This window comes from Amycolatopsis sp. lyj-84, from assembly GCF_046549075.1.
GTDB lineage: Bacteria > Actinomycetota > Actinomycetes > Mycobacteriales > Pseudonocardiaceae > Amycolatopsis.
Window position 1 is genome coordinate 33,133 of sequence record NZ_JAJPWO010000006.1, and the last position, 25,173, is coordinate 58,305.

The following is a 25,173-nucleotide window of genomic DNA, read 5'->3' on the forward strand; positions in this document are numbered from 1 at the left end:
GTCTCGTGAGTGGTAAGGACGGTTCTAACCGCCTTTACTACTCACGAGGCCGGCGACCAGGAACAGTCCACAAGCGACTCCCGCCGACACTTGAAGCCCAGTGGTGCAAGCCACCCGCGCGGCTTCGAGCAGTTCGCCGATCAACGGCGACGGAAGTCCCGAGACCGCGGCCTCGGCCTGAGCGGGTCCCGAAAGCGCGAGCTGCCGCGCCGGTTCGGGTACCCCGGCCGGAACCGCCAGGTGCGCCGCGTACACCGCCGCCGCGAGGGAGCCGAACAGCGTGGTCCCGAAACCCGCGCCCAGCTCGTAGCCCGTCTTCTCCACCGCCGCGGCGCCGCCCGCCTGGTCCGCGGAGGTCGCCGAAAGCAGGGTGTCGGTGCTCGACGTGAGCGCGAACGCCATCCCCAGCCCCATTCCCGTCAGGCCGGCGCCGAGCAGCACCGGTGACGTCAGCGCGGCCGAGCCCGCCGCCGGGACCAGCAACGACAACGCGGTGACGGCGAACCCGGCCGTGCGGACGCGAGCGTTGCCGAAGCGCCCCAGCAGCGAGGGGGTCACCACGCTGCCGACGGCGGACGCGCCCAGCACCAGGAGCAGCCGGGTCGCCGCAGCCGTCGGGGAGAGGCCGAGCACCACCTGCAGGTATTGGGCGAACAGCAGCCCGAGCCCGACCAGCGTGCTCATCACCAGCAGGACCCCACCCACCGCGGCGCGTACCCCCGGCAGAGTGAACAGGGCGAGGTCCAGCAGTGGCGGATCGGTCCGGCGCTGACGGCGCAGGAACAGTCCGATGAGGACACATCCGGTGATCCCCGAAGCGACGGCCGTCGGCCAGGAGCCCGGATGCCCGACGGCGAACGCGATCCCGAGGACACCGCCCGCCGCGAGGGCGGCGCTGGTCGCGTCCCACGGCCGCTGCCCTGGCGGATTCCGGGGGAGCCACCGCAGGGCCAGCACCACCGCCGCCAGGATCACCGGCGGGTTCAGCAGGAACGTGGCGCGCCAGCCCCACGTCTCGACGAGCACCCCACCGAGGACCGGCCCGAACACCGAGCCGGTACCGGCGATCCCGCTGCACACCGCGATCGCCGTGCGGCGGTCGCGCTGCTCCGGGAAGAGCTCCCGGAGCAGCGACATCGTCACCGGCATGATCATCGCGCCACCGCAGCCGAGGAAAGCGCGAAAAGCCAGCAGCGCCGGGACGTTCGGCGCGAACGCGCACCCGAGCGACGCGATCCCGAACACGACGTACCCGGTGACCAGCACGCGCCGCCGTCCGTACCGGTCGCCGAGGGTGCCGAACGGCAGCAGCAGCGGCGCGGCGGTCAGGGGGTAGATCGCCACGATCCACACCTGCGCCGCCGCGCCCGGCCGCAACTGCCGGACGAGGTCGGGCAACGCGACGTGCAGCACGGTCGCGTCGACCGCGACGAGGAAGAGCCCGGCGCCGAGCACCGCCAGCAGCGGCCAGGCGCGGTCGACCGCTCGCCCGGCCCGGGCCGTGGTCACAGGAGTCCCGCCAGATGCCTTGCCACCACATCGACGTGAGGCGGGTCCACCACCGACAGGTGATGCGCCTCGACCGGCACGATCTCCAGTTCCGGGCACAGCTCCGCCCAGCCGGCGGCGAGGTCCGTGCGGGAATACCGAGGTTCCATCGCCAGCCCGGCCGCGTACTGCTCGACAGCCCGGTAGAGCACGACCCGGCCGTCGTAGCGGCGGGGCGTGCCGCGTTCGGCCGCCAGCGTGTCCAAAAAGGACTGACGCTGGTGCCGGAGTACGCCGGGGCTGAGCAAACCGGCTTCGGCGACCCGCCGCATGGTCAGTTCGATCTGCTCTTCTTCGGGCAACGGCGCCAGTTCCTCGTGCCCGAGCCGGACTTCGCGGCCGTAGGTCCCCTCGACGTAACCGGTGAAGCGCAGGAATCGCCGGGCGGACGACGCCCGCGGGTCGAGGTCCGGTTCCGGGAGCGGGAGCATGGTGTCGATCAGCGCGACGAACTCGACCTCCTCGCCTTCCTCGGCGAGCCGGGCGGCGACGCCGTAGGCCAGCGCCCCGCCGAACGACCAGCCCGCCAGCCGGTACGGCCGGTCGCGACGGTGCGCCCGCACCAGCGGCAACAGGTGCTCGACGCGTTCCTCGATGCTGACACCGGGAACGCGTTCGAATCCGACGCACGGCACCGCGGTGGGCAGCCTGTCCAGCAGCGGCCGGTACACGGTGCACGTGCTGCCACCAGGGTGGAACAGCAGCAGCGGCGCGACGCCGGTGTCACCGGGAGCGAGGACGTGCACCGGTCCCTTCTCCTCCCTCGTGTCCAGGACGGCGCGGGCGACGTCCGCGATGGCCGCGAGGGAGTCGTGCCGCAGGAGTTCGGCGGCGTCGACAGGGGTCGCGAGTTCGGTGCTGAGCCCCTTGGCGAGCAGCTCGGCCAGCCGATCCGGCGTGCCGGTCTCGGTCAGCCGGACGTGCGTGCCGCCCGGGTCGGCTCCGGTGTGCTCCTGCCAGAGGCGCAGGACGAGCCGGTCCGCCGCGTCCCAAGCCCGGCCTCGGGCCGGAAGCGGCTCCTCGTCTTCGCGCGGCGCGAGATCGCGGCTGAGGTCGGCGAGAGTGGCACCCCGGAGCACGCTGACGGCGTCGGGTTCGGTGCCGAACTCCCGGCGGACGGCCTCCCGGATCCGGTTCGCCATCAGGGAATCCAGTCCGAGTTCCACCAGCGGGACGTCGGCGTCGATGCGCTCGGGCCGCAGGCCCATGACCGCGGCGACGATCTCGGTCAGCCGATCACCACCTCCGCGATGAGCGGGTTCGGGTTCGGTCACCCGTGCGGCGAACGACGGCGTCTCCCCGGCGGTGGTGTACCAGTGCCGTTCGTGCCGCCACGGCATCGGCGGGACGTCGACCAGGCGGGCACCGTCGTCCGGGTCGGCGGGGGTGATCCGGGTCCCCGCGCAGTAGAGTTCGGCCGCGGCTGCGCCCAGCGCGCGGACCTCGTCCTGGCCCCGCCGCAGGGTCCCGGTGACGACGGCGTCGTGGATCCCCTCGCCTTCGAGGGTCCGCGCCACCGAACCCCGCAGGATCGGATGGGGCGACAGCTCGACGAAGACGCGGTGCCCGTCCGCGGCGGCGGCCGCCACGGCCTGCCGGAACCGCACCGGACGGCGCAGGTGCGTGGCCCAGTACCCGGCGTCGAAGTCCGGAAGGTCCCGCGGATCGGCCAGAACCGTGTCGTACCAAGGGACCGTCGGGCGACGGCCGCCTAGTTCGACGAGCGCTTCCCGGAGCGCGGGCAGGACGGGGTCGACCCGGACGGAGTGCCCGGCGACCTCGACCGGCAGCAGTCGCGCGGTCAGCCCGGCGGCCTCGAGTTCGGCGACGAGCAGTTCGAGGACGGTCGCGTCCCCGGCCACGGTCAGCTGGCCCGGCGCGGATTCGACGGCGAGTTCGATGTCTGGGTACAGCTCCAGTTCCTCCGGCGCCAGTTCGACCGCCGCCATCGCTCCACCCGGACCGATGGTGCCCAGGAGCCGGGCACGGGTCGCGACCAGGTGGACGGCCTCGTCAGGGGTGAGCACACCGCTCACCACGGCGGCGGCCGCGGAGCCCAGCGAGTGCCCGATCACGGCCGCGGGCCGGACCCCGAGCGCCTCCCACTGGGCGGCCAGCGCGACCTGGATCCCGAAGATGGCCGTCTGGGTTTCGGGAAGGGACAAGGGATTCCCGGTGGTGAGCAAGGCGCGCAGCGATCGGCCGGTGTGCTCGGTGAACAGGTCGTGGAGCTTGTCGACCTGTGCGGCGAAGGCGGGCTCGGCGGCCAGCAGCCCGCGTCCCATCCCCGGCCATTGGGAGCCGTGACCGGAGAACACGAACACCGGTCCGTCGGTGGTCCGGGTGCTGCCCGCGACCGCGCCGGCGGGCAGCGGATCGGCACCGGTGCCGACGGCACGCAGCAGAACCGCGAGCTCGGCGGTGTCCCCGGCGACGACGGCGGCGCGGTGCGGTCCGCCGTTGTCGCGCCGGAACAGCGTGTGGGTGACATCGGCGAGGGAAGGCGACGGCGTGGCCGAGGACTCCAGCCAGTTCGCCAGCTGCGTCGCGCGTTCGGTGAGGCGGTCGCGGGTGCGGGCGGAGAGCAGCCCGATCCGGACGTCCGCGCGTTCCTGGGCCGGCTCCAGCGCCGCGGCCTGTTCGAGGACGACGTGCGCGTTGGTCCCGCCGAACCCGAACGCGGACACCCCCGCCGTGGCGCGGCCGGAACGGCGTGGCCACGCCGTCGGTTCGGTCACCACCTTCAGGCGCAGGTCGTCGAACGGGATGTGCGGGTTGGGTGCGGCGAAGTGCAGCTGGGGCGGCAGTTCGTCGTGGGTCATCGCGAGGACGACCTTGATCAGCCCGGCGATCCCCGCGGCCGCTTCCGCGTGCGCGATGTTCGTCTTCACCGACCCGATCAGCAGCGGGGCGTCGGCGGGCCGGTCCTTGCCGAGAACGGCACCGAGCGAGCGGGCCTCGATCGGGTCACCGAGCAAAGTGCCGGTGCCGTGCGCCTCGACGTAGTCCACAGTGGACGGATCGAGCCGGGCGCCGTGGTACGCCGTGCGCAGCATGTCCTGCTGGGCGATCGGGTTCGGCGCCGCCAGTCCTTGCGACCGGCCGTCGGAGTTGACCGCGGTGGAGCGGATCACCGCCAGCACCCGGTCGCCGTCGTATTCGGCGTCTGCCAGCCGTTTGAGCACGACGACGCCGCAGCCTTCGGCGCGCGCGATGCCGTCGGCGTCCGCGGCGAATGTCTTGCAGCGGCCGTCGTCCGCGAGGAGACCGGCCGCGGCGAACGCGGCCGTCGGTCCGGGCAGGAGCATGAGGTTCACCCCGCCCGCCAAGGCGAGATCCGCCTCGCCGTCGCGCAGCGCGCGCACCGCGTGGTGCACCGCGACCAGCGAAGACGAGCAGGCGGTGTCCACCGCCATGCTCGGCCCGCGCAGGTCGTAGACGTAGGAGAGCCGGTTGGCCGAGATGCTCCCGGCGGCGCCGGTGGCCGTCCACAGGTCCACTCCGCCGCCCGCCATCGTGAGGTGGCCGTAGTCGTGGGTGGAGATCCCGGTGAACACGCCGGTCCGGCTGCCGCGCAAGGAGGCCGGGGCGATCCCGGCGTGTTCGAGCGCGGCCCAGGTGACTTCCAGGAGCATCCGCTGCTGCGGGTCCATTGTGGACGCCTCGCGCGGGGTGATGCCGAAGTGGTCGGCGTCGAAACCGGCGACGTCGTCGAGGAAACCGCCGACGACCGGTGCCGCGTCGGCGCTCCACCGGCCCGGCGGCGCGGTCCGGACGGCGTCCCGCCCGCTGCGCAGGAGCTCCCAGAACTCGTCGAGTCCGTTCGCTCCCGGCCAGCGGCAGCCCAGGCCGACGACGGCGATCGGGTCGGTCCGCCGGCGGTCCGTTCCCGTCGGCTCCGGTTCCGGTTCGGCGCCGCCGGTGAGGGAGCGGGCGAGGTGGTCGATGGTCGGGCTCTCCCACAGCAGAGTGGCCGGGAGCGGGGTGCCGAGCAGGTCTTCGAGCTCCGCCGCGATGCCGACGGCCTGACGGGAGGACAGGCCGTAGTCGCTGAGCGGGCGGTCGGCTTCGAGCCGGGCCGGGTCGACGCCGGTGTGCTCGGCGACGGTGCCGAGCAGCCAGCGGCGCAGGGCGGGGGTGTCGAGCGTCGGGTTTCTCATCGCACCAGGGCCTTTCCGTAGTCGCCGGCGAGGTAGCGGTCGCGGCACGCGCTGCGCGCGATCTTGCCGCTGGAGGTGCGCGGGACCAGGCCCGCCGGGACGAGCACGACGTCGCGCAGCGAAAGGCCGTGCGCGTCGGAAACGAGCCGCCGGATCGACGCGGCGAGGGTCCGCTCGTCGTCCGTGGTCAGCGCGGTGTGGCCGCGGTGTTCGGCGACGACGACCGCGGCTTCGGTGTCGGTGCCTTCGACGGCGAACGAGGCGACGCTGCCCGGGCGGATGTCGCGGTCGGCCGAGGCCGCCGTCGCTTCGACGTCCTGCGGGTAGTGGTTGCGGCCGTCGACGATCAGCAGGTCCTTGATACGGCCCGCAATGTAGACCTCGCCGTCGTACCGGACGCCGAGGTCCCCGGTGCGCAGCCAGGGCCCCTCCGGGAGCCCACCGAGTTCGCCGGTCAGCCGGGCGCCGAAGGTCTCGGTGCTTTCCAAGGGCTTCTGCCAGTACCCGGTGCCGACGTTGGGACCGTGGACCCAGATCTCGCCGACCGAACCGTCTTCGAGCGCGACGCCGGTTTCCGGGTCGACCAGCGCGACGTGCTGGCCAACCGGGACACCGCAGGCGACCAGCCGGAGACCGTCGCCGGACTGCCGTGCCGTGCCCGTCCCGAGGTCGGCGCGGTCGAACGTGGTGACGCGCGGGGGAGTTCCGGGGCCGGTGGTGACGAAGACGGTCGCCTCGGCGAGACCGTAGGAGGGCCGGGTCTTGTCCGGCGTGTACCCGGAATCGGCGAAGGCGGCGTGGAACCGGTCGAGTACGTCGGGGTTGATCGGCTCCGCGCCGTTGACGATCGCGGCGACGCGGTCGAGGCGCAGCTTGGCGCGGTCCTCTTCGCGCACCCGGCTCGCGGAGTAGTGGAACGCGAAGTTCGGCGCCGCGCTCCAGCTGCCGTTGTGGTCGCCCAGCAGTTCCAGCCAGCGCACCGGTCGTTCGATGAAGGCCAGCGGATCCATCAGCACCGACCGCATGCCCATCGCCAGCGGGGTGATCAGGCCGAGTACGAGACCCATGTCGTGGAACAGCGGCAGCCAGGACACGGTGGTCCCCGTCGGTTCGATGCCGAGCCCGTGCACTGCCTGGCGCACGTTGGCCAGCACGTTCGCGTGGGTCAGCACCACGCCCGCCGGGCTGCGGGTGGAGCCGGAGGTGTACTGCAGGTACGCCACGTCGTCCGGTGTCGCGTCCGGGGCGGGCCACGCGCGGACCGGGCCTTCGGCGGGGCGGTCGGCCGCGATGACGGCGACCTCGTCACCGCCGGGGAGACCGGCGAGGAACTCGCGGACCGCGTCCTCGGCCGCGACGGTGGTGACGACCGCGGTGGGGGAGCAGTCGGTCAGCACCGCGGCGAGGCGCCCGGCGTGCCCGGGCAGCCCGGGGTCGAACAGCGGCACCGCGATCGCGCCCGCGGTGATCGCGCCGAGGAAGGCGACGACGTACTCGGCGCTCTGCGGGCACAGCACGGCCACCCGGTCGCCTGGCCGGACGGGCAGCGCGCCCGCGACGGCGTCGACGCGCTCCTGGAGCTGCCGCCAGGTCAGGGTCTTCCGCCGCCCGCCGCGATCGGTCGCGAAGTCGGCGAAGGTCAGCGCGGGCCGGTCGCCGTCGACGTCCGCCCAATGCCGGAGGCAGGCTGGGAGGGTGGTGCCGGCCGTGGCGGGCAGGTTTTCGGGGGCCAGGGACATGGCGTCTCCTCGGGGTTCGGCGGGGGTTTTGCGAGGGTTCAGCGGCCGAGCGGTCCGGCGGCGTGCTGCCAGGCGGCGACGGCGAGGGCGTCGAGATCGAGGCCGGTGGTCCCGGCGTCACGAAGCACGACCAGTACGTCGTCGGCGGCGATGGCGACGGTGCGCAGACGCAGTCCGGGCAGCTCGGGGGGCTGGCCGGGGAGCGTGAGGAGTTGTTGGTAGGAAAGGGTTTTCGCGCCCGTGACGGCGGGCGCGGGCTGGACGGTGACGGTCGACACCGCGGTACCGGCCGCGTCGTCGACCGTCACCTGTGAGCACCGCGCGGCCTGCGCGGCCCAGGCCGTCAGGTCGGGCGGGTTCGCCGTGCGTGCGACGAGCTCGGACACCTGACCGCCGGGCACCGCGGACTGGAAGCCCTGGCCGGTGGCGCCGGTGCCGATCAGCCTGCCGTGGACGACGTCCTCACAGCCGCCGACGTCGATCCGGCTCTCCTCTCGGTCCGGCGTGGACAGTGCCGCGGCCAGGTCGAAGCCGTCGCGCGCGGACGCGTGCGGGACGGTCTCCGGCGGCAGCAGGGCGGCGGGCGGAACGGCGGGAGAGGGCGAAACGACGGGAGAGGGCGGCGCGGCGGCCGCCTGAATCGATTCTCCGGGTACGCCGGAAATAGTGGCCAACGCGGCGGCGGTGACGACGAGCGCGCGAATTCGGGCAGTCATGAATAGCCCTTTCGGAAGGGTCCTGATGGGGTCGTGGTCCCTTCGGTGGGACACGGCGCCGGGGTTGCGTCAGTGGACGCCGAACCCGGGCGGCACGACGAAGGCTACGACGGGAAATCGAATACCGGAAGGTATCAAGAGAACGTAAATGTCCTTCGTGTACTAGGTGTGACCTGCGGCTTCCGAGGTTTTCGCAGGTGTGCGAGCCAGTCTGGTACCCCCGTGCCACTGTCGCTCACTGTCCGTGAGCGACGGGTCACCCTGATGGGGGAGGTGGGGGCATTTCTTGTTTCCCTGGCATTCACATTGTCCTCCCGGATTTTGGGCAGGACAATTGCCTGGAGGGGGTTCTTCCGCTTAACGTGTCGGCACTCCGGATTTCTTTTGCGGGTAATCGCCGTCACATTTTCGGATTCGATCGAACGACCGGGACAAAGGATTACGTATGCGCAATACTTCGAGGCGGCTGCGCGCCGTCGCGCTGCTGACGGCCGTGACGTGCTTGCTGCCCGGCGCCGCCCTCGCCCCGGCGAGGGCCGAGAGCGGTGTCCCGGACGCCCGCGCCGACGACGGCTCGCACGTCGTCGCCCAGACCACTGTGGACGATGATCCGCGGATGCTGGACCTCACCGTGCGCTCGGTCGGCGTCGGGAGCTACGCGATGGTCCGGCTGATCCTGCCGTCGCGATGGGACGCCGAACCGGAGAAGAAGTGGCCGGCGGTGTACCTGCTCGCCGGGGAGACACGGCTGCAGGACTATCGCGGCTGGACCGCCAACACCGACATCCGGAAGCTCGCCGACGACTCCGGCGCCCTGGTGGTGATGCCGGGTTCCGGTTCCGCGGGGTTCTTTTCCGACTGGTGGAATCACGGCAAGGACGTCGTGCTCAATCAGTGGGAGACGTTCACCGCGGTCGAGATCCCGCAGCTGATCGACCGCGCGTATCGCGGGGACGGGCGGCGGGTGGCGGCCGGGCTCTCGCTCGGCGGCTACGGCGCGCTGGAACTCGCCGCCCGGCGGCCGGGGGTGTTCCGGTTCGCCGGGTCGTTCAGCGGCAATCTCAACCCCACCGGTCCGTACGGCGAGCTGCTGACCAGCGCGATCGTCGCCTCGGCCCGGCAGGACCCCGAAGCGCTCTGGGGTGACCGGCGTCGCGAGGCGTCCCGCTGGGACGCGCACGATCCGCTGGTGAACGCCGACCGCCTGCGCGGCACCGAGCTGTACCTGTCGACGGGCAACGGCCTGCCGGGACCGTACGACGGCAAGCTCCCGATCGACGTGCTCCCGGGGGCGATGCTGCTCGAGTTCCTGTGCTCCGGCCAGACCACCGCGATGGCGGACCGGCTGAACCGGCTCGGTGTCCCGGTCATGACCGACTTCTACGGGCCGGGCACGCACCATTGGGCGTACTGGCAGGACCAGCTGCACAAGACCTGGCCTCGGATGCTGCGCGCGCTCGCCGCGCCGGTGAAGGCGGGGGAGGCGTCGTGACCCGTCCGTCCTTTGTGGTCACCGGGGCTTCGAGCGGGATCGGCCGCGCCTGCGTGACCGAACTCGTCCGGCGGGGCGCCCACGTCTGGGCCAGTGTGCGCACCGACGCGGACGAAGCGGAACTCGCCCGCACCCACGGCGAAGCGGTCACCGTGCTGCGGATGGACCTCCGGGACGCGGCGTCGATCACGGCGTGCGGAGAGAAGGTCGCGGCCGCGGGACCGCTGCGGGGGCTGGTGAACAACGCCGGGATGGCCCGGCCCGGACCCCTGGAACACGTCCCGCTCGAGGATTTCCGGCAGCAGCTGGAGGTCAACGTCACCGGGCAGCTCGCCGTCACGCAGGCGATGTTGCCCGCGCTGCGCGCCGCGTCCGCCGCCAGGGTGGTGACGGTCGGGTCGATGGGCGGGCGGATCGCCGGACCGATGGTCGGCCCCTATCACACGTCGAAGTTCGCCTTGGTCGGCTTGACCGACAGCCTCCGCGCCGAACTGGCCCCGTCCGGGATCGAGGTCGTCCTCGTCGAGCCCGGCGCTGTCGCCACCTCGATCTGGCCCCGTGCCCGCGCCGCCGCCGAGGAGGTGCGCGCGGCTTTGCCGGAAGCCGCGCGGGAAAGGTATGCGGCACAACTGGACGAAGCCGAACGGAGCGCGGAACGGTCCGCGCGCGCCGGGGTGCCGCCCGAGCGCGCGGCACGGGTCGTGGTCCACGCGCTGACCGCTCGCCGTCCCGCGCCGCGGTACCTGGTCGGCCGGGACGCGCATATCGCGGCGGCGCTGGCGAATCTGCCCTTCCGCCTCCGGTACCGGTTGACGGCGGCGAAACGGTGACCCGGCTGGTCGTGATCGTCGCTCCCGGTTCGCGGGGCGACGTCCAGCCGTGCATCGCCCTGGGGCGTGGTCTCGAGGGCGATCGGGTGCGAGTGCTGGCGGCGGAACGGTTCCGGGAGCTGGTGACCGGATACGGGCTGGAGTTCGCGCCGCTTTCGGCCGATCCCAGTGAAGTCCTCGGCTCGGACGGCGGGCGTGAATGGACCGAGGGCGGGCGCAATCCCGCGACGTTCCTGCGCGGACTGCGAGGCGCGCTGGCACCGGTGCTGGAACGCTTACTCGCCGATGTCCACGAAGGAGCGTCCGGCGCGGACCTCGTCCTCGCCCCGACACTGGGTTTCCTCGGCGCGCATCTGGGTGCCTCGCTCGGCGTCCCCGACGTCGAACTGCACTACCAGCCCAGCGTGCCGACCCGGAAGTTCGCGCATCCGCTGCTGCCGTGGGCGGGCAGGCTCGGGCCTTGCGGGCGGCAGTTGAGCTTCCGCGCCGTCGATACCGTCGCCTGGCAGGTGTTGCGGCCCGAGGTGGACCTTTGGCGCGGCCGGTCGCTCGGGCTGCCCCCGGCGGGCCGGCGCGGACCCCGGAGGAAGGAAACCCCGGTGCTGTGCGGGTTTTCCGACGCCGTGGTGCCCCGGCCGAAGGATTGGCCCGCCAGGGTCCACGTCACCGGGTACTGGTTCCTCGACACCCCCGCCGGATGGCGGCCGGACCCGCGCCTGCGTGACTTCCTCGCTTCGGGGCCGCCTCCGGTCTACGTCGGCTTCGGCAGCATGCGGCCTGCGGAGGCGGAGCGGACGTTCGCCGCCGTCCGCACGGCGCTGCGCCGGGTGGGGCTGCGGGGGCTTCTCGGTACCGATGCCGGGTCCGACGACGATGATCTGCTGACGGTGCAGGACGTCCCGCACGCGTGGCTCTTCCCGCGGACCGCCGCCGTGGTGCATCACGGCGGCGCGGGCACGACCGCCGCGGCGCTGCGGGCGGGCGTCCCGGCGCTGGTCTGCCCGGTCTTCTCCGACCAGCCCTACTGGGGTGACCGGGTGTCGCGGCTCGGCGCCGGACCGCGGCCGCTGCCGTTACGGGAGCTCACCGCGGACGCCTTGACCACGCGTCTGCTGGAGCTGTCCGGCAATCTGCTGTTCCGTCGCGGGGCGCAGTACGTCGGCGCTCGGCTGCGTGCGGAGGACGGGGTGGCGCGGGCTCGTGAGGTGCTGCGGGAAGTGCGTCAGCGGAGCTCATCGAGATAAGCGATGAGCCGGCCGAAGCAGGACTGCCAGCCGTCGACGTGTTCGTCGCGTTCCACCACCGTCTCGAAGATCGCCTGGTGGAACATCATCTCGGTTTTGCCGCCGCGTTCGGCGAGGAGGATCGTGACCAGGGTGTCGTGACCCCGCGCGCCCGCCGGTTCCTCCCAGGCGAAGCTGAAGACGAGCCGCTCCGGCGGCACGATCTCGTGGTAGACGCCCGAGGCCCACAAATCGGTCTCGCCGTCGCTGACGCAGATCCGCCACCGGCCGCCCTCGGTGAGGTTGACCGTGCAGGACTCGGCGGTGAACCCGGCAGGGCCCCACCAGTGGGCGAGATGATCCGGATCGGTCCACACCCGGAAGGCGAGCTCGCGGGGCGCGTCGAGAAGGCGGGTGATCGTCAGGTCGGCCATCGTTCTCTCTCGGGTTATTCAACCGTTGGGTTGATCAACGTGTTGGTTGAACTTTAGTGCGACGGGTGATGGTGTCAAGCCGCGAGGGCTCGCCACGGTCGCCCCATCACTCGTACGGTCGGCAGAATGAATCTGCGCTCAGCACTCTGGCTGCCGATCTTCGACGAACTGGCCGACCCGGTGATCGTCGCGCGCCTCGCCGCCGAGGCCGAAGAAGCGGGCTGGCACGGCCTGTTCGTCTGGGACCACATCCGCTGGCGGGAGCCGGTGCGCGCGGTCGCCGACCCGTGGATCACGCTCGCCGCCGTCGCGTCCGCCACCGAGAACCTCGTCTTCGGGCCGATGGTCACGCCGCTCGCCCGCCGTCGCCCGGTCAAGCTCGCCCGCGAGACGGCCACTTTGGACCGGTTGAGCGGCGGGAGGCTGATCCTCGGCGCGGGCCTCGGCAGCGACCGGTTCGGCGGGGAGTTCTCGAAGACCGGTGACGAAATGGACGATCGCGCACGCGGCGAGATGCTGGACGAGTCGCTCGAGATCCTCACCGCGGCCTGGTCCGGGGAACCCGTGCGGCATCACGGAAAGCACTACACGGTCGACGGCATCACGTTCCTGCCGCGACCCGAGCGGCCGGTCCCCGTGTGGCTGGCGGGTTTTCCCGGCAAGGTGAAGCCGATGCGCCGGGCCGCGCGGTACGACGGGTTCTTCCCGGTGAACCTGCCGGACGCGGACGAGTTCGCCGAGGCGGTCGAAACGATCACGGCGTTGCGTGAGGACGACAAGGCGCCTTACGACTTCGCGATCGGCGTCCCGGCGGGCACGGATCTCGCGCCCTACGTGAAAGCGGGCGCGACCTGGTGGATGGCCGAGTTCCCGTGGGACGACCTGTCCGTCGACGCGGTACGCGGCGTGCTGCGGGACGGCCCGGCCTAGGCGTACGGCTTCGGGTCAGGCCCGTTTGCGGCTCGCGATCTCGTCGAAGAGCCGCCGCACCTGGGCGGGGTCCGCGTCCCGGGCGAGGGCGACGTAGTGGTCCATGACGGCCGGCCGGTAACGCACGGGCAGCCTCTGTCCTGGGGCGAGCCGGGTGAGCTCGGTGATCGTGCGCAGTTCCGCTCGGGCCTGAGCTGGCTGAAGGGGCCTTTCCCCGCATGTGACGAGGTGAAGGGCGCCTTCCTGGCATGTCATGCGGGGAAAGCGTCCTTCAGCCCCGCCTTTAACATCTCTTTACCAAGTGGCATACTGAACCGACGAGGGGAGTACTTCCCAAGAGCCTGCCCGGTCAGTACGGACACTCCACTGGTGTCCCCGGGAGGCCGCCCTACCGGGCGAAGGAGACCTCGAACTTCGAGTTCGAGGAGGCTCCATGCCCGAGTCCGTGGTAACCGTGGGATCGCCGGGGTTGTGGGCGATCAGCATCGCCGTCCTGCTGGCACTGCTCGTCGCCGACTTCGCCGTCACCCGCCGTCCGCACGAGGTGTCGATGCGGGAGGCCGCCGGCTGGTCGGCCTTCTACCTCGCGCTCCCGGTGGTGTTCGGGTTCTGGCTGTGGCTGGAGTTCGGGGGCGACCAGGCGATCGAGTTCATGACCGGCTTCGTGGTCGAGAAGTCCCTGTCGGTCGACAACCTGTTCGTCTTCATGCTGCTGCTCGCCGCCTTCGCGGTCCCGCCGATGGTCCAGCAACGTGTGCTGCTGTACGGCATCGTGGGCGCGCTGGTGCTCCGCGGCGTGTTCATCGCGGCGGGGGCCGCGATGCTGTCGGCGGGCACGTGGGCGTTCCTCGTCTTCGGCCTGATCCTGTTCGCGTCGGCGATCAAGATCCTGCGTGAAGCCCTCTCGAAGGACGAGAGCGAGATGGACCTCTCGCAGTTGCGGTCGGTCCGGTTGCTGCGCAGGCTGATGCCGGTCACCGACGACTACCGCGGCACCCGGCTGACCGTGCGCGAACACGGGCGCCGCGCGCTCACCCCGCTGGCGGTCGTGGTCGTCGCGGTCTTCGCCACGGACGTGGTGTTCGCGGTCGATTCGGTGCCTGCCGTCTACGGCATCACCGAGGATCCGTACCTCGTGTTCGCCACCAACGCCTTCGCCCTGCTGGGCCTGCGCGCGCTCTACTTCGTGCTGCATTCGGCACTGGCGAAGCTGGTCCACCTGAACCACGGCCTCGCGATCATCCTCGCCTTCATCGGCGTCAAGCTGATCCTGCACTGGGCACACGGGATCTGGCCCGCCGTGCCGCAGGTCCCGACGCCGGTCTCGCTCGGGGTGATCATCGCCGTCCTCGTCACGGTTTCGTTCACCAGTCTGTACTCGCGCCGCCGCGAGACCGCCCGGACGGCGAAGGAGTGAGCGATGATCACCGGACTCGTCGTCGGCTTCCTGATCGACCTGGTGGTCGCCGCGCTCTTCCTCGCCGCGCTGGTCCTGGTCTGCGCGGCGATGCGGCCGCCCCGTCCGCCACGCGGCCCCTGACCGTGTCGGATGCTGGCGTGTCGGGAGTGCGCACCGGCGGCGGGTCCGGTACGGCCGGTACGCTGCCCCGTGGTTGAGAAGACAGCCGTCTTCTGTTCGCACGCCGGAAATCCGGTGAGGAAAGGTGGCTGTCCGTGTCCAACGCCGTGCGTCACGGCGAGCAGTCCCCACCTCGTAGACCTTCGCCGCAGCTGGACCGTTTGCACGTCCTGCTCGTCGAGGACGACGACGGCGACGCGCTCCTGGTCGAAGAGATGCTCGCGGACGCGGCCGAGAGTCTCGAACGGGTCGTGCTCGACAGGGCGACCACGCTCGAGCAGGTCCTCGCGCGGCCGATCACGGCCGACTGCGTGCTCCTGGATCTCCAGTTGCCGGACGCGACCGGGCTCACCGGCCTGACCCGGCTGCGTCAGCACGCGCCGTCGACGGCCGTGATCGTGCTGACCGGCCGCGAGGACGAGGCGCTCGGCGTGTCCGCGCTGGGGGCCGGCGCGCAGGATTACCTGGTCAAGCAGCACGTCGACGGGCAACTGCTGGCGCGGACCCTGCGCTACTCGTGGGAACGCAGCCGTGCCGAACGCATCGAGCAGCAACTGCTGCAGCATCAGCTCCTGGCCAGGGAGAACGCGCGCCTCGAACGCGGCCTGCTGCCGACGCCGCTGGTGACCGATCCCCGGCTCGGTCTCGCGGTGCGGTACCGGCCCGGCCGGAACGGGGCACTGCTGGGCGGCGACTTCTACGACGCCGTCGAACTCCCCGACGGCACCCTGCAACTGGTCATCGGGGACGTGTGCGGGCACGGTCCGGACGAGGCGGCGCTCGGCGTCGCGTTGCGGATCGCGTGGCGTTCGGTCGTGCTCGCCGGGCTGCCCATGGCGGAAACGCTGGCGATGGTGGAAAAGATGCTGCAGCACGAGGCGCTGGGACCGCTTTTCGCCACCGTCTGCATGATCACGGTCGCCCCGGACCGCCGGTCCCTGCGCATGACGCTGGCCGGGCATCCGCAACCGCTGCTGGTCGACGATTCGGGCGGCAGGCTGCTGTCCAGGGAAGCGCTCGGCCCGCCGCTGGGCGTCGCGCCGGGCATCGGATGGCGGGAGCTGACGGTGCCGATGGGGCCGCGATGGTCACTGCTGCTCTACACCGACGGCCTGTTCGAAGGGCGCGTCGAGGGCAGCGGGGAACGGGTCGGGCTCGAACGGATGGCCGAGGCCGCGCTGAGCAGCCTCGACGCCGCGGGCGGTTCGGACCGGGCGCTGGACCACCTGATCAGCGAGATGGACGTCCTGCACGGAGGACCTCTGGACGACGACGTCGCGCTGGCCTTGCTCACGTTCGACGCCGAGGAGTCCCGATGAAGCGCGATTCGCCCGACGGCGTCTGGTCGATCAGGCGCTGGGCGGTGCTGTCCGGGGTGCTCGCTTCGCTGCTGATCGGCGCCGCGATCGTGGCGGGGTCGATGGCGCTGGTCAACCTCACCGATTCGCGTTCCCGGCTGCTGGACGTGACCGGTCCGCAGGTCCTGCAGTCCACCGCCCTTTCGACGGCGATGCTGAACCAGGAGACCGGTGTCCGCGGCTACATCCTGGCCGGGCGCGCCGAGTTCCTCGAGCCCTACCGTGACGGACTCAAGGCGCAGGACACCGCGGTCGCCGAACTGCGGCGGCTCGGCGCCATTTCGGGCACGACCATCGGCGACGATCTGGACCAGGTGCTTCAAGCCGCTTCGACGTGGCGCCGGACGGTCATCGAGCCGGTGCTCGCCGGCGCGCCCGCCACCGGAGCGCAGGTGGAGGCGAGCAAACCCCTGTTCGACGGCGTCCGCGGTGCCCTGACCGGGTTGCAGAGCCGCCTGGAAGGGGAACGGCTGGACGCGCGGAACGACCTGTCGTCCGCGGCCGACGTGCTGCGCGTGATGCTCGTCGTCATCGCGGTCCTGTTGTGCGCGGCACTGGCACTGGTGTTCTTCCTCCTGCACCGCAAGCTGATCAGCCCGATCCGCCAGCTGGCCGGCGAGGTGCGCGACGTCGCCACGGCCGACATCCACCGTGAGGTCCGCGGTTCGGGGCCCAAGGAGATGCGCGAACTGGCCTCCGATGTGGAATCGCTGCGTTCGCGGATCCTCGCCGAGGTCACACATCTGGAGCGAGCGCAGGAAACGATCGCCGTCCGGACCCGTGAGCTGGAGCGGTCGAACTCGGATCTGGAGCAGTTCGCCTACGTCGCCTCGCACGACCTGCAGGAGCCGCTGCGCAAGGTGGCCAGCTTCTGCCAGCTGCTCCAGAAGCGGTATCAGGGGAAACTGGACGAACGCGGTGACCAGTACATCGGATTCGCGGTCGACGGCGCGAAGCGGATGCAAGCGCTGATCAACGATCTGCTCGCGTTCTCCCGGGTCGGGCGCCGTCCGGGCGAGAGTGTCCTGCTGGAGTCCGAGAGCCTGCTGGACGCCGCGCTCGGCAATCTCGAAGACGCCATCACCGAGTCCGGCGCCCGGATCACCCGTGGCGAACTTCCCGTCGTCCGGGGGGAGAAGTCCCTCCTGACGGCGGTCCTGCAGAACCTGGTCGGCAACGCCGTCAAGTTCCGGGGAGAGGACCCGCCGGAGATCGACGTCGCCGCGGAACTCGACGGCACGGACTGGCGATTTTCCGTCACCGACAACGGAATCGGCATCAGTGACGAGTACGCCGAGAGGATCTTCGTGATCTTCCAGCGCTTGCACGGCCGCGGTGACTATCCCGGCACCGGGATCGGCCTGGCGCTGAGCCGCAAGATCGTCGAACACCACGGCGGGACGATCTGGCTGGACACCACCGTCACGGCCGGGACCCGCTTCTGCTTCACCCTCCCCGCAGACCAGAGCCCCAGCGAAGGAAACGGACAAGCATGACCGAGTCCATGGAACCGATCCACATCCTGCTCGTCGAGGACGACCCCGGCGACGTCCTCATGACGCAGGAGGCGTTCGAGCACCACAAGATCCGCAACACCCTTTCGGTCGTCTCCGACGGCGAGCAGGCCTTGCAGTTCCTGCGCCGTGAAGCGCCGTACGAGGACGCGGAGCGCCCGGGGCTGATCCTGCTCGACCTGAACCTGCCCCGCAAAGACGGCCGCGAGGTGCTCAGCGAGGTCAAGGCGTCCTCGGAGCTGCGCAGCATCCCCGTCGTCGTGCTCACCACGTCCGAAGCCGAAGAGGACATCCTCCGCAGCTATGACCTGCACGCCAACGCCTACGTCACCAAACCGGTCGACTTCGACCGGTTCATCGACGTGGTGCGGCAGATCGACAACTTCTTCGTCACCGTGGTGAAGCTTCCGCGCTGACCTCAGGGGAAGCGCAGCACGGTGATCCCGGCCAGCACGAAGAACACCAGCACCACCAGGGTGCTGCTCTGGCCACCGGACGAACTGGTCACGACCTGGTCGACGGCGCCGGTCAACCGCACGCCGCAGTCCGCGACGACGGTGTGCCTGCCCGCCTCGATCCGGGTGAACTCGACGGCCGCGGTGAAGGCCCCGGTGCCGTCGGCGTAGGCGTTGCCGACGCGGTCGCCGTTCGACGTCAGGGTGACGGCCTCGCCCGGCAGGCAGCCCTTGCCGGTCGCGGACAGTTTGTCGCCGGGCTGCACACTCGGCCGGTCGAGGACGAGGTCGTTCGGCCCCGGCGGGGTGCTGCTCGACGAGGGGACGTCCGTCGGCGGCGGGGGAGTGTCCGTTGTGGACGGCGGCGTCGTGGTCGTGGTGGTGGGCGGGGTCGTCGTGGTGACCGGGGTGGTCGGCGTGGTGGTGGTCCCCGGTCTGGTCGGGGTGGTCACCGGGACGGTCGGCTTCGTGGTCGGCGGCACCTTCGTCGTCGGCGGCGCCGTGGTCACGGTCCCCGTGACGCGGAAGGCCGCGCTGCCGGTCAGCGGTCCGCCGGTCCGCGCGTTGGTGCAGTTGCCCGTGACGGTGTAGCCACCCGGTGTCGCGTTGCCCGGAACCGTCGCCCCCACCTGTCCACTGGGCGCGCTGACCGAGGTGATGGCCGCTCCGGACCACGTGAAGGAAATCGGTCCTTTGCACGGGGAGAAAGTCCAGGAAATGGTAAAAGAACTCCCGGCGGGACCGCTCGAAGGTTTCAAACCAACTGTCGACTGATAAGGGGACTGTTGCGCGTTTCCCGCTCCCACCAGGGAAAGCAGGAACAACAACCCGGTCACGGTGCCGAATATCAGGCGAACCACGATACGCATTGGGACGTCCCTCTCCGGTAAGTACTCGCTGTAGCATTCCGGACCAGTCGGATAACGCAAACAGGGGATACGCAAAATGGGACGTGTCATCGCGGCAGGGGTTGCGTTGGGTCTGTGCGCGGTCCTCTTGGGCTCACCACCGGCCACTGCGGACAGTGGCGGCGGGACGGACAGTGGCAGGCTCGAACTGGCGGTCACCCTCGACGACCGGCCGATCACCAACGCCACGGTCACCGTCGATCCGGCCAAGCAGATCGAGCTCACCGTCACCGCGACCAACAGCGGCGGGACGGCGGTCAAGGTCCGCAGCGTGCGGGTGTCCGGCGTCGCGCTCGCCCTGACGTTCTTCGCCTACGACACCACGGCCCCGTTCGAGGTCCCCGCGCACAGCCGGGTCACCAGGACCTTCGTGCTGGACATGGCCGACCTCTCCGGCCAGGCGATCGGGCTGCTCCCGTCGACGGTCGAACTGCTCGACGCCCAGCGCGGCACCCTCGGCGAGACCGAGACGGTCGCCGACATCCGCGGATCGTTCTGGTCGGTTTACGGTGCCTTCGGTCTCGCGATGCTGGTGCTCACCGTGCTGGCGTGGCTGACCGCCCTGCTCGCGCTCGCCCGCCATCGCCTGCCCGCCAACCGCTGGCGCCGCGGTCTGCGCTTCCTGCCCGCCGGATTCGGCACCGGGCTCGTCGCGGTCGTCACGCTGTCCGTGCTGCGGCTCGTCGCGCCGGAGCCGGCGATCGAGATCCCGGTGGTCCTCGGCGCCGCCGTCATCGCGTTCCTGCTCGGCTATCTGACGCCGCATCCGGCACCGGCGCCCGCCGACGACGAAACGGTCCGCTTTCCCGACGGCACCAAGGAATTCAACCGATGAGCGCACCCTCCGAGGTCGTCGCCGCGCTGCCGCAGTACGAGATCGGGGCCGCGATCGGCCAGGGTGGGATGGGGGTCGTCTTCGCGGGCGTCCACCGTTCACTGCGCCGCGACGTCGCCATCAAACAGCTGCCGTGGGACGTGCTGAACCACGCCGTCAGCAGCGAACTCTTCGACCGCGAAGCCCGGGTGCTGGCCAGCCTCGACCACCCGCACATCGTGCCCGTCTACGACTACGTGCGCACCGGCCGCGAGCATTTGATGGTGATGGAACGCCTCGACGGCGGCACGGTGCACAGCCGGTTCCAGGCCGGGGGAGTCGGCGCGGAGCAGGCCTGCGCGATCGGGCTGGCGACGCTCGCCGGACTTCACGCCGCGCATGAAGCGGGCGTGCTGCATCTGGACGTCAAGCCGAAGAACCTGCTCTTCACCACGCAGGGCGTGATGAAGGTGGCCGACTTCGGCATCGCGAAGGTGATCAGCGAGGGCGCCACCCTCGTCACGCACGGCGGAGAGGTCCTCGGCACGCCCGCCTACATCGCGCCGGAGCAGGCGATGGGCAACGCGCTGAGCCCGGCCGCCGACGTCTACTCGGCGGGCACGGTGCTCTACGAACTGCTGTCCGGGAAACTGCCGTTCGACAACACGCGGGGCGCGATCAGCATGATGCGCCAGCACATGTTCACCGACCCGCGCCCGATCGAGGGCGTGCCCGCGCCGATCGCCGCGGTCGTCATGCGCAGCCTCGCGCGCGAACCGGACTCCCGCTACCGCGACGCGGAGACCTTCGCGGCGGACCTCGCCTCGGCAGCCACCGCCGTCTACGGTCCGGGCTGGCTGGAACGTTCCCGGGTGCCCGTCCGGCACCTCACCCCGCGGGTGCTTTCCGCGCTCAGCACACCGGTCGCCGCGCCGGTTCCGGCCGGGGACGGCCCGACGAGACCGGTCCGCCGTCCCACCCCGGATCCGACCCTGTCCGCGACCCGGGCGGCGTTCGAGCCCGAGTCCCCGCCTGCGGAGCGGTCTGGTCCGGTGCTCTGGTTCCGGCTCGCCGCGGCGGTCGCCGCCATCGCGCTCGTGGTGCTCGCGCTGCTCAACCCGGAACGGCAGCCCCACGAGTCGTCGCTCCTGGCTGTCGACCTCACGGTCGTTTCGTCGTCGCCGGAAGTGGACCTCAGCAAGACGTTCACGCTGACAGGCAAGGGGACCCCGGGGCAGGTGAGCCTCGACCTGACGGCCGCGGGCATCCCCCTGGGTTCCGCCACGGCGACACCGAAGGTCGAAGGCGGCTACTACAGCGCCGAGCTCCAGTTCCCCGGGATCACCCGGTGGATCGTCGGTGGCGCCGTCACCGCGACGGTGACGGCCGACGGCGTCACCGAGACGTTCACCTTGCGCACCCACCAGCATCCGCTCGCGAGCGCGCTCGGCGCGGGCAGCCTCATCCTGGCGCTGTTCGCCTTGGCGTACCTGGAATCCGGGCTGAGGACTCTCCGGAACGGCCATCGCTGGCGGGGCGCGCTCGTCGGCGGACCGGTACTCGGCCTGCTGTTCGGCGCGGCGGCGTGGCTGTGCGTCTCGGTGCTGCGGGTGCGCGAACCCGCGCTGCCGTTCGGCATCGGCTGTGCGATCGCGGGGGCGGTGGCGACGGGCTTCGTCGTCGCGGCCGCCCGCGCCCGACGTCTGCGCTGAATCCCCAGGGCTGAGCCCCAGGGGTGGCCCGGTTTCGCGGACCACCCCTGTTCCGGGATCAGGACTTGCGGTGCTTGCCGTCGTCGTCCGTGACCTCGAACTGCTCCTTGCGGACCTTGCCCGACACCGTCTGCTCCTCGGTGACCGTCTCGGTCTTGAGCCTCGCCCGCTCGACCGGGACGGTTTCCTTGGTCACCACCGGTTTCTCGGCGTGCAGGATGACTTCCTGCTCGTCCTCGGCGATCTCGGCGCGCTCGCCGCGCGCGTTCGTGATCGGTTCCCGTTCGATGCGCACCTCTTCGTGGCTGACCGGAACGGTGATCTGCTGCTCCTCGGTGACGACGTACTTGCGCAGCCGGACGTGGCCGGTCTCGACCTGCTCGGTGCCGACGTTCAGCCGCTCCTCGGACCGCGTCATGGTGTGCTCGGCGTCCCGGTTCTTCTTCCCGGCGTCCGCGTCCATCCCGGGCTTGCCGCGACCGGTGCCGGTGCCGCCCATGGCGCCCTTCCCGGCGCCCGCGGTGTCCATGCCGGGACGGCCCCGGCCCTGCGCCTTGTCGTCCATCCGGCCGTCCGGCGACGTCCGCGGCATCGGCAGCCCGTAGTGCTTGTACAGCTGCGCGCTCTCCTCCATGGACAGGTGGCCGTCGGCGTCGATACGGGGCGCGTCGGAGACGGCCTCCTTGTCGACGCGGACGTGCACGCCGTCCTTGTCGGCATGCGCGCCCGAGAGCGGGACGAAACTCTCCTTGGTGCCGAACAGGCCCGTTTTGACCGTGATCCACTCCGGCTGATGCGTCGCGTCGGCCAGGTAGACGTTGCCGACCTTTCCGAGCTTGTTGCCCGTCGGATCGACCACGGCACTGTCGATGAGTTCCTGCGGCTGCATGGTCTTCGCCATCGGTCCTGCTCCTCTCGAAAGATCTTGCTGAGAAGCCCACCGTCAGCCGGGCCGCTGATCACGGCAACCGTCGTGGTGTTCCTGTGGGTGACCCCGGAAAGTGGGGGTTTGAAGCCGCGCTCGCGGGCTAAGACCGGCGTGTCGTCGCTGGTGGAAGCGGGTGCCCGCGGGGTGACCGGCGGACCCGGGGTTGGTGCGAAGGTGTGGATCTCCTCACGGCGCCCGCCGAAAACCGGATGCGCGGGTCTCCGCGCCTGACCTACCCTCGTGATCGTGATGCAGCAACTGCTGTTCCTCTGAGGAACGACGCCTCCACCGGTACCGCGAGCCGCGGTACCGGAGTTCGTTCTTCCTGCTCATCACTTTCGCTGGAGGCAGTTCCTTCATGTCATCCCCTCTTTCTCCCGCGCCCTCGCGTGCCGCGCACGTCCGCCTGTCCGGTGTCCACCTCTCCTTCGGGGGACGGCCCGTGCTTTCCGGGGTCGACCTCGTCGCCGCCGCCGGTGAGCGGGTCGCCATCGTCGGTGAGAACGGCCGCGGCAAGACCACGCTCCTCCGGGTCCTCGCCGGTGACCTGCCCGCCGACCGCGGCGAGGTGCACCGCGCGGGTTCGGCCGGTGTCGCCGACCAGCAGATCCCGCTCGGCGCGACCGACACCGTCGGCGCGCTGATCGACCTCGAACTGGCGACCGTCCGCACCGCGCTGGCCCGCCTGGAGGCCGCCACCGGCGCGCTGGCCGATGGCCGTCCCGGCGCGGACGACGTCTTCGCCGCCGCTCTCGCGGAGGCCGAAGCCCTCGACGCGTGGGACGCCGACAGGCGTGTCGAAATGTCGCTGGCGGCCTTGAACGCCGTCGACGACCGTGACCGTCCACTCGGGACACTGTCGGTCGGGCAGCGCCACCGGGTGCGGCTGGCCTGCCTTCTCGGGGCCGGGCATCCCGTGCTGCTGCTCGACGAGCCGACGAACCACCTCGACGCCGCCGGGCTCGATCACCTCACCGAGCGTTTGCGCGCGTACCCGGGGGTGGTCGTCCTGGTCAGCCACGACCGGGCGTTGCTCGCGGACGTGGCCACCACGGTGATCGACCTCGATCCGTCGAGCGACGACCGGCCGCGGGTCTACGGCGGTGGCTACGCCGCCTACGTCGAGGCTCGCCGGGCCGAACGCGCTCGCTGGGAGGCTTCGCACGCCGAACAGATCGCCGAGCGGCAACGGCTGGCCGACGACCTGTCCGCGGCGAGGAACCGGCTGCGCGACAACTGGCGGCCGCCCAAGGGCACCGGCAGGCATGTCCGCGCCACCCGGGCGCCGGGACTGGTCCGGGCGGTGCACCGGCGGCAGGAGGAGCTGGCCGAGCACGTGGTGGCGATCCCGACGCCACCGGCCAGGTTCGCCATGCCCGAGCTGCCGTCGCGTGGTGGCGCGATCCTGCTCGGCGCCGCCGGGGTGACGGTGGCCGGGCGGCTCGCGCGTCCGGTCGACCTGGTGCTGGAAAGCGGCGACCGGCTGGTGGTCACCGGTCCCAACGGCGCGGGCAAGTCGACGCTCCTGGCCGTGCTGGCCGGGGACCTGGAGCCGGGGTCGGGCACGGTCACCCGCTCCCGGTCGGCGCGGATCGGGCGGCTGGGGCAGGAGTCCGAGCTACCGGGCAGGCGTACGGCGATGGAGCTGTACGACGAGCAGCTCGCCAGGGCCGGCGACCCGGGGCCGGGGCTGGGTGAGCTGGGCCTGCTCGCCGGATACGACCGGCACCGGCCGGTCGCCGAACTGTCCGTCGGCGCCCGGCGGCGGCTGGATCTGGCACTCGTGCTGGCCCGCCGTCCGCACGTGGTGCTGCTGGACGAGCCGACCAACCATCTGTCCGCCACCCTCGTCGACGAGCTGACCGCCGCGCTCGGGGCCACCCCGGCCGCGGTGGTGATCGCCACGCACGACAGGCAGTTGTCGCGCGATACGACGTCCTGGCCGAGGCTCGCTTTGTGAACCGTCAACCGCGGTGGGCGGTGGTGTAGCGCACTGTCTGCGCCAGCACCACGCTCCCGTCGGGCTCGCGCAGCGGTTCGAGCTCGGCGAGCACGGCCTGGCGCACGGCGTCGAGGCGGTCTTCCGGGATCAGTTCCCAGAACAACCGCTGGCCGTGCGACCAGGACCAGGTGATCCAGTGCCCGGGGTCGGCGAACTTCACCGGATAGACGCGTTCCACGGACGTGACACCGGTGAAGCCAGCCGACTCCACGGCCTGGCCGAAGCTCTCGACGGTGGCGAACGAACCGGCCCGGACGGCCATGGTCCACGCGAGTTCCGGCGTCACGAACGGTTTGAACACCTCGCGCACGGCCGCCCACCGGGGATCGTCGGCGCCGAACGTGGTCACGCCCAGCCGTCCGCCCGGCGCGAGCAGGCGATGCCACGATCGCAGGCCGGCGACCGGATCCGGCAGGAAGAACACCACGAACGACGCGAGGACCACGTCGAAGGCGGCGTCGTCGAGCGTCGGTTCTTGGGCGTCCATAAGGGAAACCGAGGCGTTGGCGAGGCCGCGGTCTTCGATGTCCTTCGCGGTGCGCTCGATCATCGCCGAGGAGAGGTCGATCCCCAGCACCGATCCGCCCGCGCCGACCCGCCCGGCCGCGGGGAACAGCACCGCGCCCCGTCCGCAGCCGACGTCCAGCACCCGCTCACCGGGGACGAGCCCGGCACGGTCGAGCAGTTCCCGGGCGAAGGCGCTGAAGAAGTCGACGCCGAGTGCGTCGTAGGTCTTCGCCGTCCGGTCGAACAGCAGCGCCATCGCCTGGCGGGTGTAAGCGCTCATGCGCAGGACGATGGCCCGGCGAAATGGGTGTTGTCAAAGGAAGA

Annotated in this window: 19 protein-coding genes; 11 read left to right on the top strand and 8 right to left on the bottom strand. The window is 71.2% G+C overall.

What is annotated here, in order from left to right:
• Window positions 1–24: 24 nt before the first annotated feature.
• Genes ACLJRM_RS19785 through ACLJRM_RS19800 form a run of 4 tightly spaced genes read right to left on the bottom strand, consistent with a single transcriptional unit; the run spans window position 25 to window position 8,163 of the window.
• Complete coding sequence (locus ACLJRM_RS19785; RefSeq protein ID WP_410663890.1) at window positions 25–1,509, bottom strand: MFS transporter; 1,485 nt, start codon at window positions 1,507–1,509, stop codon at window positions 25–27.
• Entirely contained in the window at window positions 1,506–5,708 is a 4,203-nt protein-coding gene (locus ACLJRM_RS19790) for a beta-ketoacyl synthase N-terminal-like domain-containing protein (protein WP_410663891.1), read from the bottom strand. The genes ACLJRM_RS19785 and ACLJRM_RS19790 overlap by 4 nt, the downstream gene beginning before the upstream one ends.
• A complete protein-coding gene (locus ACLJRM_RS19795; RefSeq protein WP_410663892.1) occupies window positions 5,705–7,447 on the bottom strand; it encodes a fatty acyl-AMP ligase in 1,743 nt (580 codons plus the stop codon). The genes ACLJRM_RS19790 and ACLJRM_RS19795 overlap by 4 nt, the downstream gene beginning before the upstream one ends.
• Window positions 7,448–7,485: 38 nt before the next feature.
• The gene (locus ACLJRM_RS19800) at window positions 7,486–8,163 is read right to left on the bottom strand and encodes a hypothetical protein (protein WP_410663893.1); all 678 of its coding nucleotides are present in this window, start codon (window positions 8,161–8,163) and stop codon (window positions 7,486–7,488) included.
• A gap of 445 nt (window positions 8,164–8,608) precedes the next feature.
• Here ACLJRM_RS19800 and ACLJRM_RS19805 point away from each other — a divergent pair, with 445 nt between their 5' ends.
• The 3 genes from ACLJRM_RS19805 to ACLJRM_RS19815 are packed head-to-tail and all read left to right on the top strand — an operon-like array spanning window position 8,609 to window position 11,729.
• Window positions 8,609–9,655 carry an alpha/beta hydrolase gene (locus ACLJRM_RS19805; protein ID WP_410663894.1) on the top strand — a complete coding sequence of 349 codons (1,047 nt, stop codon included), beginning with the start codon at window positions 8,609–8,611 and terminating at the stop codon, window positions 9,653–9,655.
• On the top strand, window positions 9,652–10,485 hold the full coding sequence (locus tag ACLJRM_RS19810; RefSeq protein WP_410663895.1) for an SDR family NAD(P)-dependent oxidoreductase: 834 nt from the start codon (window positions 9,652–9,654) through the stop codon (window positions 10,483–10,485). The genes ACLJRM_RS19805 and ACLJRM_RS19810 overlap by 4 nt, the downstream gene beginning before the upstream one ends.
• Entirely contained in the window at window positions 10,482–11,729 is a 1,248-nt protein-coding gene (locus tag ACLJRM_RS19815; RefSeq protein ID WP_410663896.1) for a glycosyltransferase, read from the top strand. Before ACLJRM_RS19810 ends, ACLJRM_RS19815 begins: the two co-directional genes overlap by 4 nt.
• Here the strand turns inward: ACLJRM_RS19815 and ACLJRM_RS19820 are convergent.
• Entirely contained in the window at window positions 11,708–12,142 is a 435-nt protein-coding gene (locus ACLJRM_RS19820; RefSeq protein WP_410663897.1) for an SRPBCC family protein, read from the bottom strand. The two genes, ACLJRM_RS19815 and ACLJRM_RS19820, sit on opposite strands and share 22 nt — an antisense overlap.
• A gap of 126 nt (window positions 12,143–12,268) precedes the next feature.
• Here ACLJRM_RS19820 and ACLJRM_RS19825 point away from each other — a divergent pair, with 126 nt between their 5' ends.
• The 5 genes from ACLJRM_RS19825 to ACLJRM_RS19845 all read left to right on the top strand — a co-directional run bounded on the left by ACLJRM_RS19825 (window position 12,269) and on the right by ACLJRM_RS19845 (window position 17,939).
• Window positions 12,269–13,072, top strand: a complete 804-nt coding sequence (locus ACLJRM_RS19825) for an LLM class flavin-dependent oxidoreductase (RefSeq protein WP_410663898.1) — start codon at window positions 12,269–12,271, stop codon at window positions 13,070–13,072.
• A gap of 433 nt (window positions 13,073–13,505) precedes the next feature.
• Window positions 13,506–14,489 carry a TerC/Alx family metal homeostasis membrane protein gene (locus ACLJRM_RS19830; protein WP_410663899.1) on the top strand — a complete coding sequence of 328 codons (984 nt, stop codon included), beginning with the start codon at window positions 13,506–13,508 and terminating at the stop codon, window positions 14,487–14,489.
• A 257-nt stretch (window positions 14,490–14,746) separates the two neighbouring features.
• Entirely contained in the window at window positions 14,747–15,970 is a 1,224-nt protein-coding gene (locus ACLJRM_RS19835) for a PP2C family protein-serine/threonine phosphatase (RefSeq protein ID WP_101608539.1), read from the top strand.
• Window positions 15,967–17,505, top strand: coding sequence for a sensor histidine kinase (locus tag ACLJRM_RS19840; RefSeq protein ID WP_410663900.1), 1,539 nt, complete (start codon window positions 15,967–15,969; stop codon window positions 17,503–17,505). Before ACLJRM_RS19835 ends, ACLJRM_RS19840 begins: the two co-directional genes overlap by 4 nt.
• The gene (locus tag ACLJRM_RS19845) at window positions 17,502–17,939 is read left to right on the top strand and encodes a response regulator (RefSeq protein WP_101608537.1); all 438 of its coding nucleotides are present in this window, start codon (window positions 17,502–17,504) and stop codon (window positions 17,937–17,939) included. The genes ACLJRM_RS19840 and ACLJRM_RS19845 overlap by 4 nt, the downstream gene beginning before the upstream one ends.
• A 2-nt stretch (window positions 17,940–17,941) precedes the next feature.
• Here the strand turns inward: ACLJRM_RS19845 and ACLJRM_RS19850 are convergent, their stop codons facing one another.
• Window positions 17,942–18,607, bottom strand: a complete 666-nt coding sequence (locus tag ACLJRM_RS19850) for a hypothetical protein (RefSeq protein WP_233223122.1) — start codon at window positions 18,605–18,607, stop codon at window positions 17,942–17,944.
• Between the two features lie 316 nt (window positions 18,608–18,923).
• On the opposite strand from ACLJRM_RS19850, the gene ACLJRM_RS19855 reads away from it, so the two are divergent.
• The gene (locus tag ACLJRM_RS19855; protein WP_410663901.1) at window positions 18,924–19,721 is read left to right on the top strand and encodes a hypothetical protein; all 798 of its coding nucleotides are present in this window, start codon (window positions 18,924–18,926) and stop codon (window positions 19,719–19,721) included.
• On the top strand, window positions 19,718–21,412 hold the full coding sequence (locus tag ACLJRM_RS19860; protein ID WP_101608535.1) for a serine/threonine-protein kinase: 1,695 nt from the start codon (window positions 19,718–19,720) through the stop codon (window positions 21,410–21,412). Before ACLJRM_RS19855 ends, ACLJRM_RS19860 begins: the two co-directional genes overlap by 4 nt.
• 58 nt (window positions 21,413–21,470) lie before the next feature.
• Here ACLJRM_RS19860 and ACLJRM_RS19865 read toward each other — a convergent pair whose 3' ends face one another.
• Complete coding sequence (locus ACLJRM_RS19865; protein ID WP_101608534.1) at window positions 21,471–22,313, bottom strand: DUF2382 domain-containing protein; 843 nt, start codon at window positions 22,311–22,313, stop codon at window positions 21,471–21,473.
• A gap of 385 nt (window positions 22,314–22,698) precedes the next feature.
• Here ACLJRM_RS19865 and ACLJRM_RS19870 point away from each other — a divergent pair, with 385 nt between their 5' ends.
• Window positions 22,699–24,300 (top strand): ABC-F family ATP-binding cassette domain-containing protein, encoded by a 1,602-nt coding sequence (locus tag ACLJRM_RS19870; protein WP_410663902.1) that lies wholly within the window; start codon window positions 22,699–22,701, stop codon window positions 24,298–24,300.
• A gap of 4 nt (window positions 24,301–24,304) precedes the next feature.
• Here the strand turns inward: ACLJRM_RS19870 and ACLJRM_RS19875 are convergent, their stop codons facing one another.
• The gene (locus tag ACLJRM_RS19875; RefSeq protein ID WP_410663903.1) at window positions 24,305–25,129 is read right to left on the bottom strand and encodes a class I SAM-dependent methyltransferase; all 825 of its coding nucleotides are present in this window, start codon (window positions 25,127–25,129) and stop codon (window positions 24,305–24,307) included.
• Window positions 25,130–25,173 lie beyond the last annotated feature (44 nt).

Bases quoted from the DNA above. Each gene is read 5' to 3' on its own strand.
- ACLJRM_RS19790 (WP_410663891.1), bottom strand. From the start codon at position 5,708: ATGAGAAACCCGACGCTCGACACCCCCGCCCTGCGCCGCTGGCTGCTC.
- ACLJRM_RS19795 (WP_410663892.1), bottom strand. From the start codon at position 7,447: ATGTCCCTGGCCCCCGAAAACCTGCCCGCCACGGCCGGCACCACCCTC.
- ACLJRM_RS19800 (WP_410663893.1), bottom strand. From the start codon at position 8,163: ATGACTGCCCGAATTCGCGCGCTCGTCGTCACCGCCGCCGCGTTGGCC.
- ACLJRM_RS19805 (WP_410663894.1), top strand. From the start codon at position 8,609: ATGCGCAATACTTCGAGGCGGCTGCGCGCCGTCGCGCTGCTGACGGCC.
- ACLJRM_RS19820 (WP_410663897.1), bottom strand. From the start codon at position 12,142: ATGGCCGACCTGACGATCACCCGCCTTCTCGACGCGCCCCGCGAGCTC.
- ACLJRM_RS19825 (WP_410663898.1), top strand. From the start codon at position 12,269: ATGAATCTGCGCTCAGCACTCTGGCTGCCGATCTTCGACGAACTGGCC.
- ACLJRM_RS19830 (WP_410663899.1), top strand. From the start codon at position 13,506: ATGCCCGAGTCCGTGGTAACCGTGGGATCGCCGGGGTTGTGGGCGATC.
- ACLJRM_RS19840 (WP_410663900.1), top strand. From the start codon at position 15,967: ATGAAGCGCGATTCGCCCGACGGCGTCTGGTCGATCAGGCGCTGGGCG.
- ACLJRM_RS19845 (WP_101608537.1), top strand. From the start codon at position 17,502: ATGACCGAGTCCATGGAACCGATCCACATCCTGCTCGTCGAGGACGAC.
- ACLJRM_RS19855 (WP_410663901.1), top strand. From the start codon at position 18,924: ATGGGACGTGTCATCGCGGCAGGGGTTGCGTTGGGTCTGTGCGCGGTC.
- ACLJRM_RS19860 (WP_101608535.1), top strand. From the start codon at position 19,718: ATGAGCGCACCCTCCGAGGTCGTCGCCGCGCTGCCGCAGTACGAGATC.
- ACLJRM_RS19865 (WP_101608534.1), bottom strand. From the start codon at position 22,313: ATGGCGAAGACCATGCAGCCGCAGGAACTCATCGACAGTGCCGTGGTC.
- ACLJRM_RS19870 (WP_410663902.1), top strand. From the start codon at position 22,699: ATGTCATCCCCTCTTTCTCCCGCGCCCTCGCGTGCCGCGCACGTCCGC.
- ACLJRM_RS19875 (WP_410663903.1), bottom strand. From the start codon at position 25,129: ATGAGCGCTTACACCCGCCAGGCGATGGCGCTGCTGTTCGACCGGACG.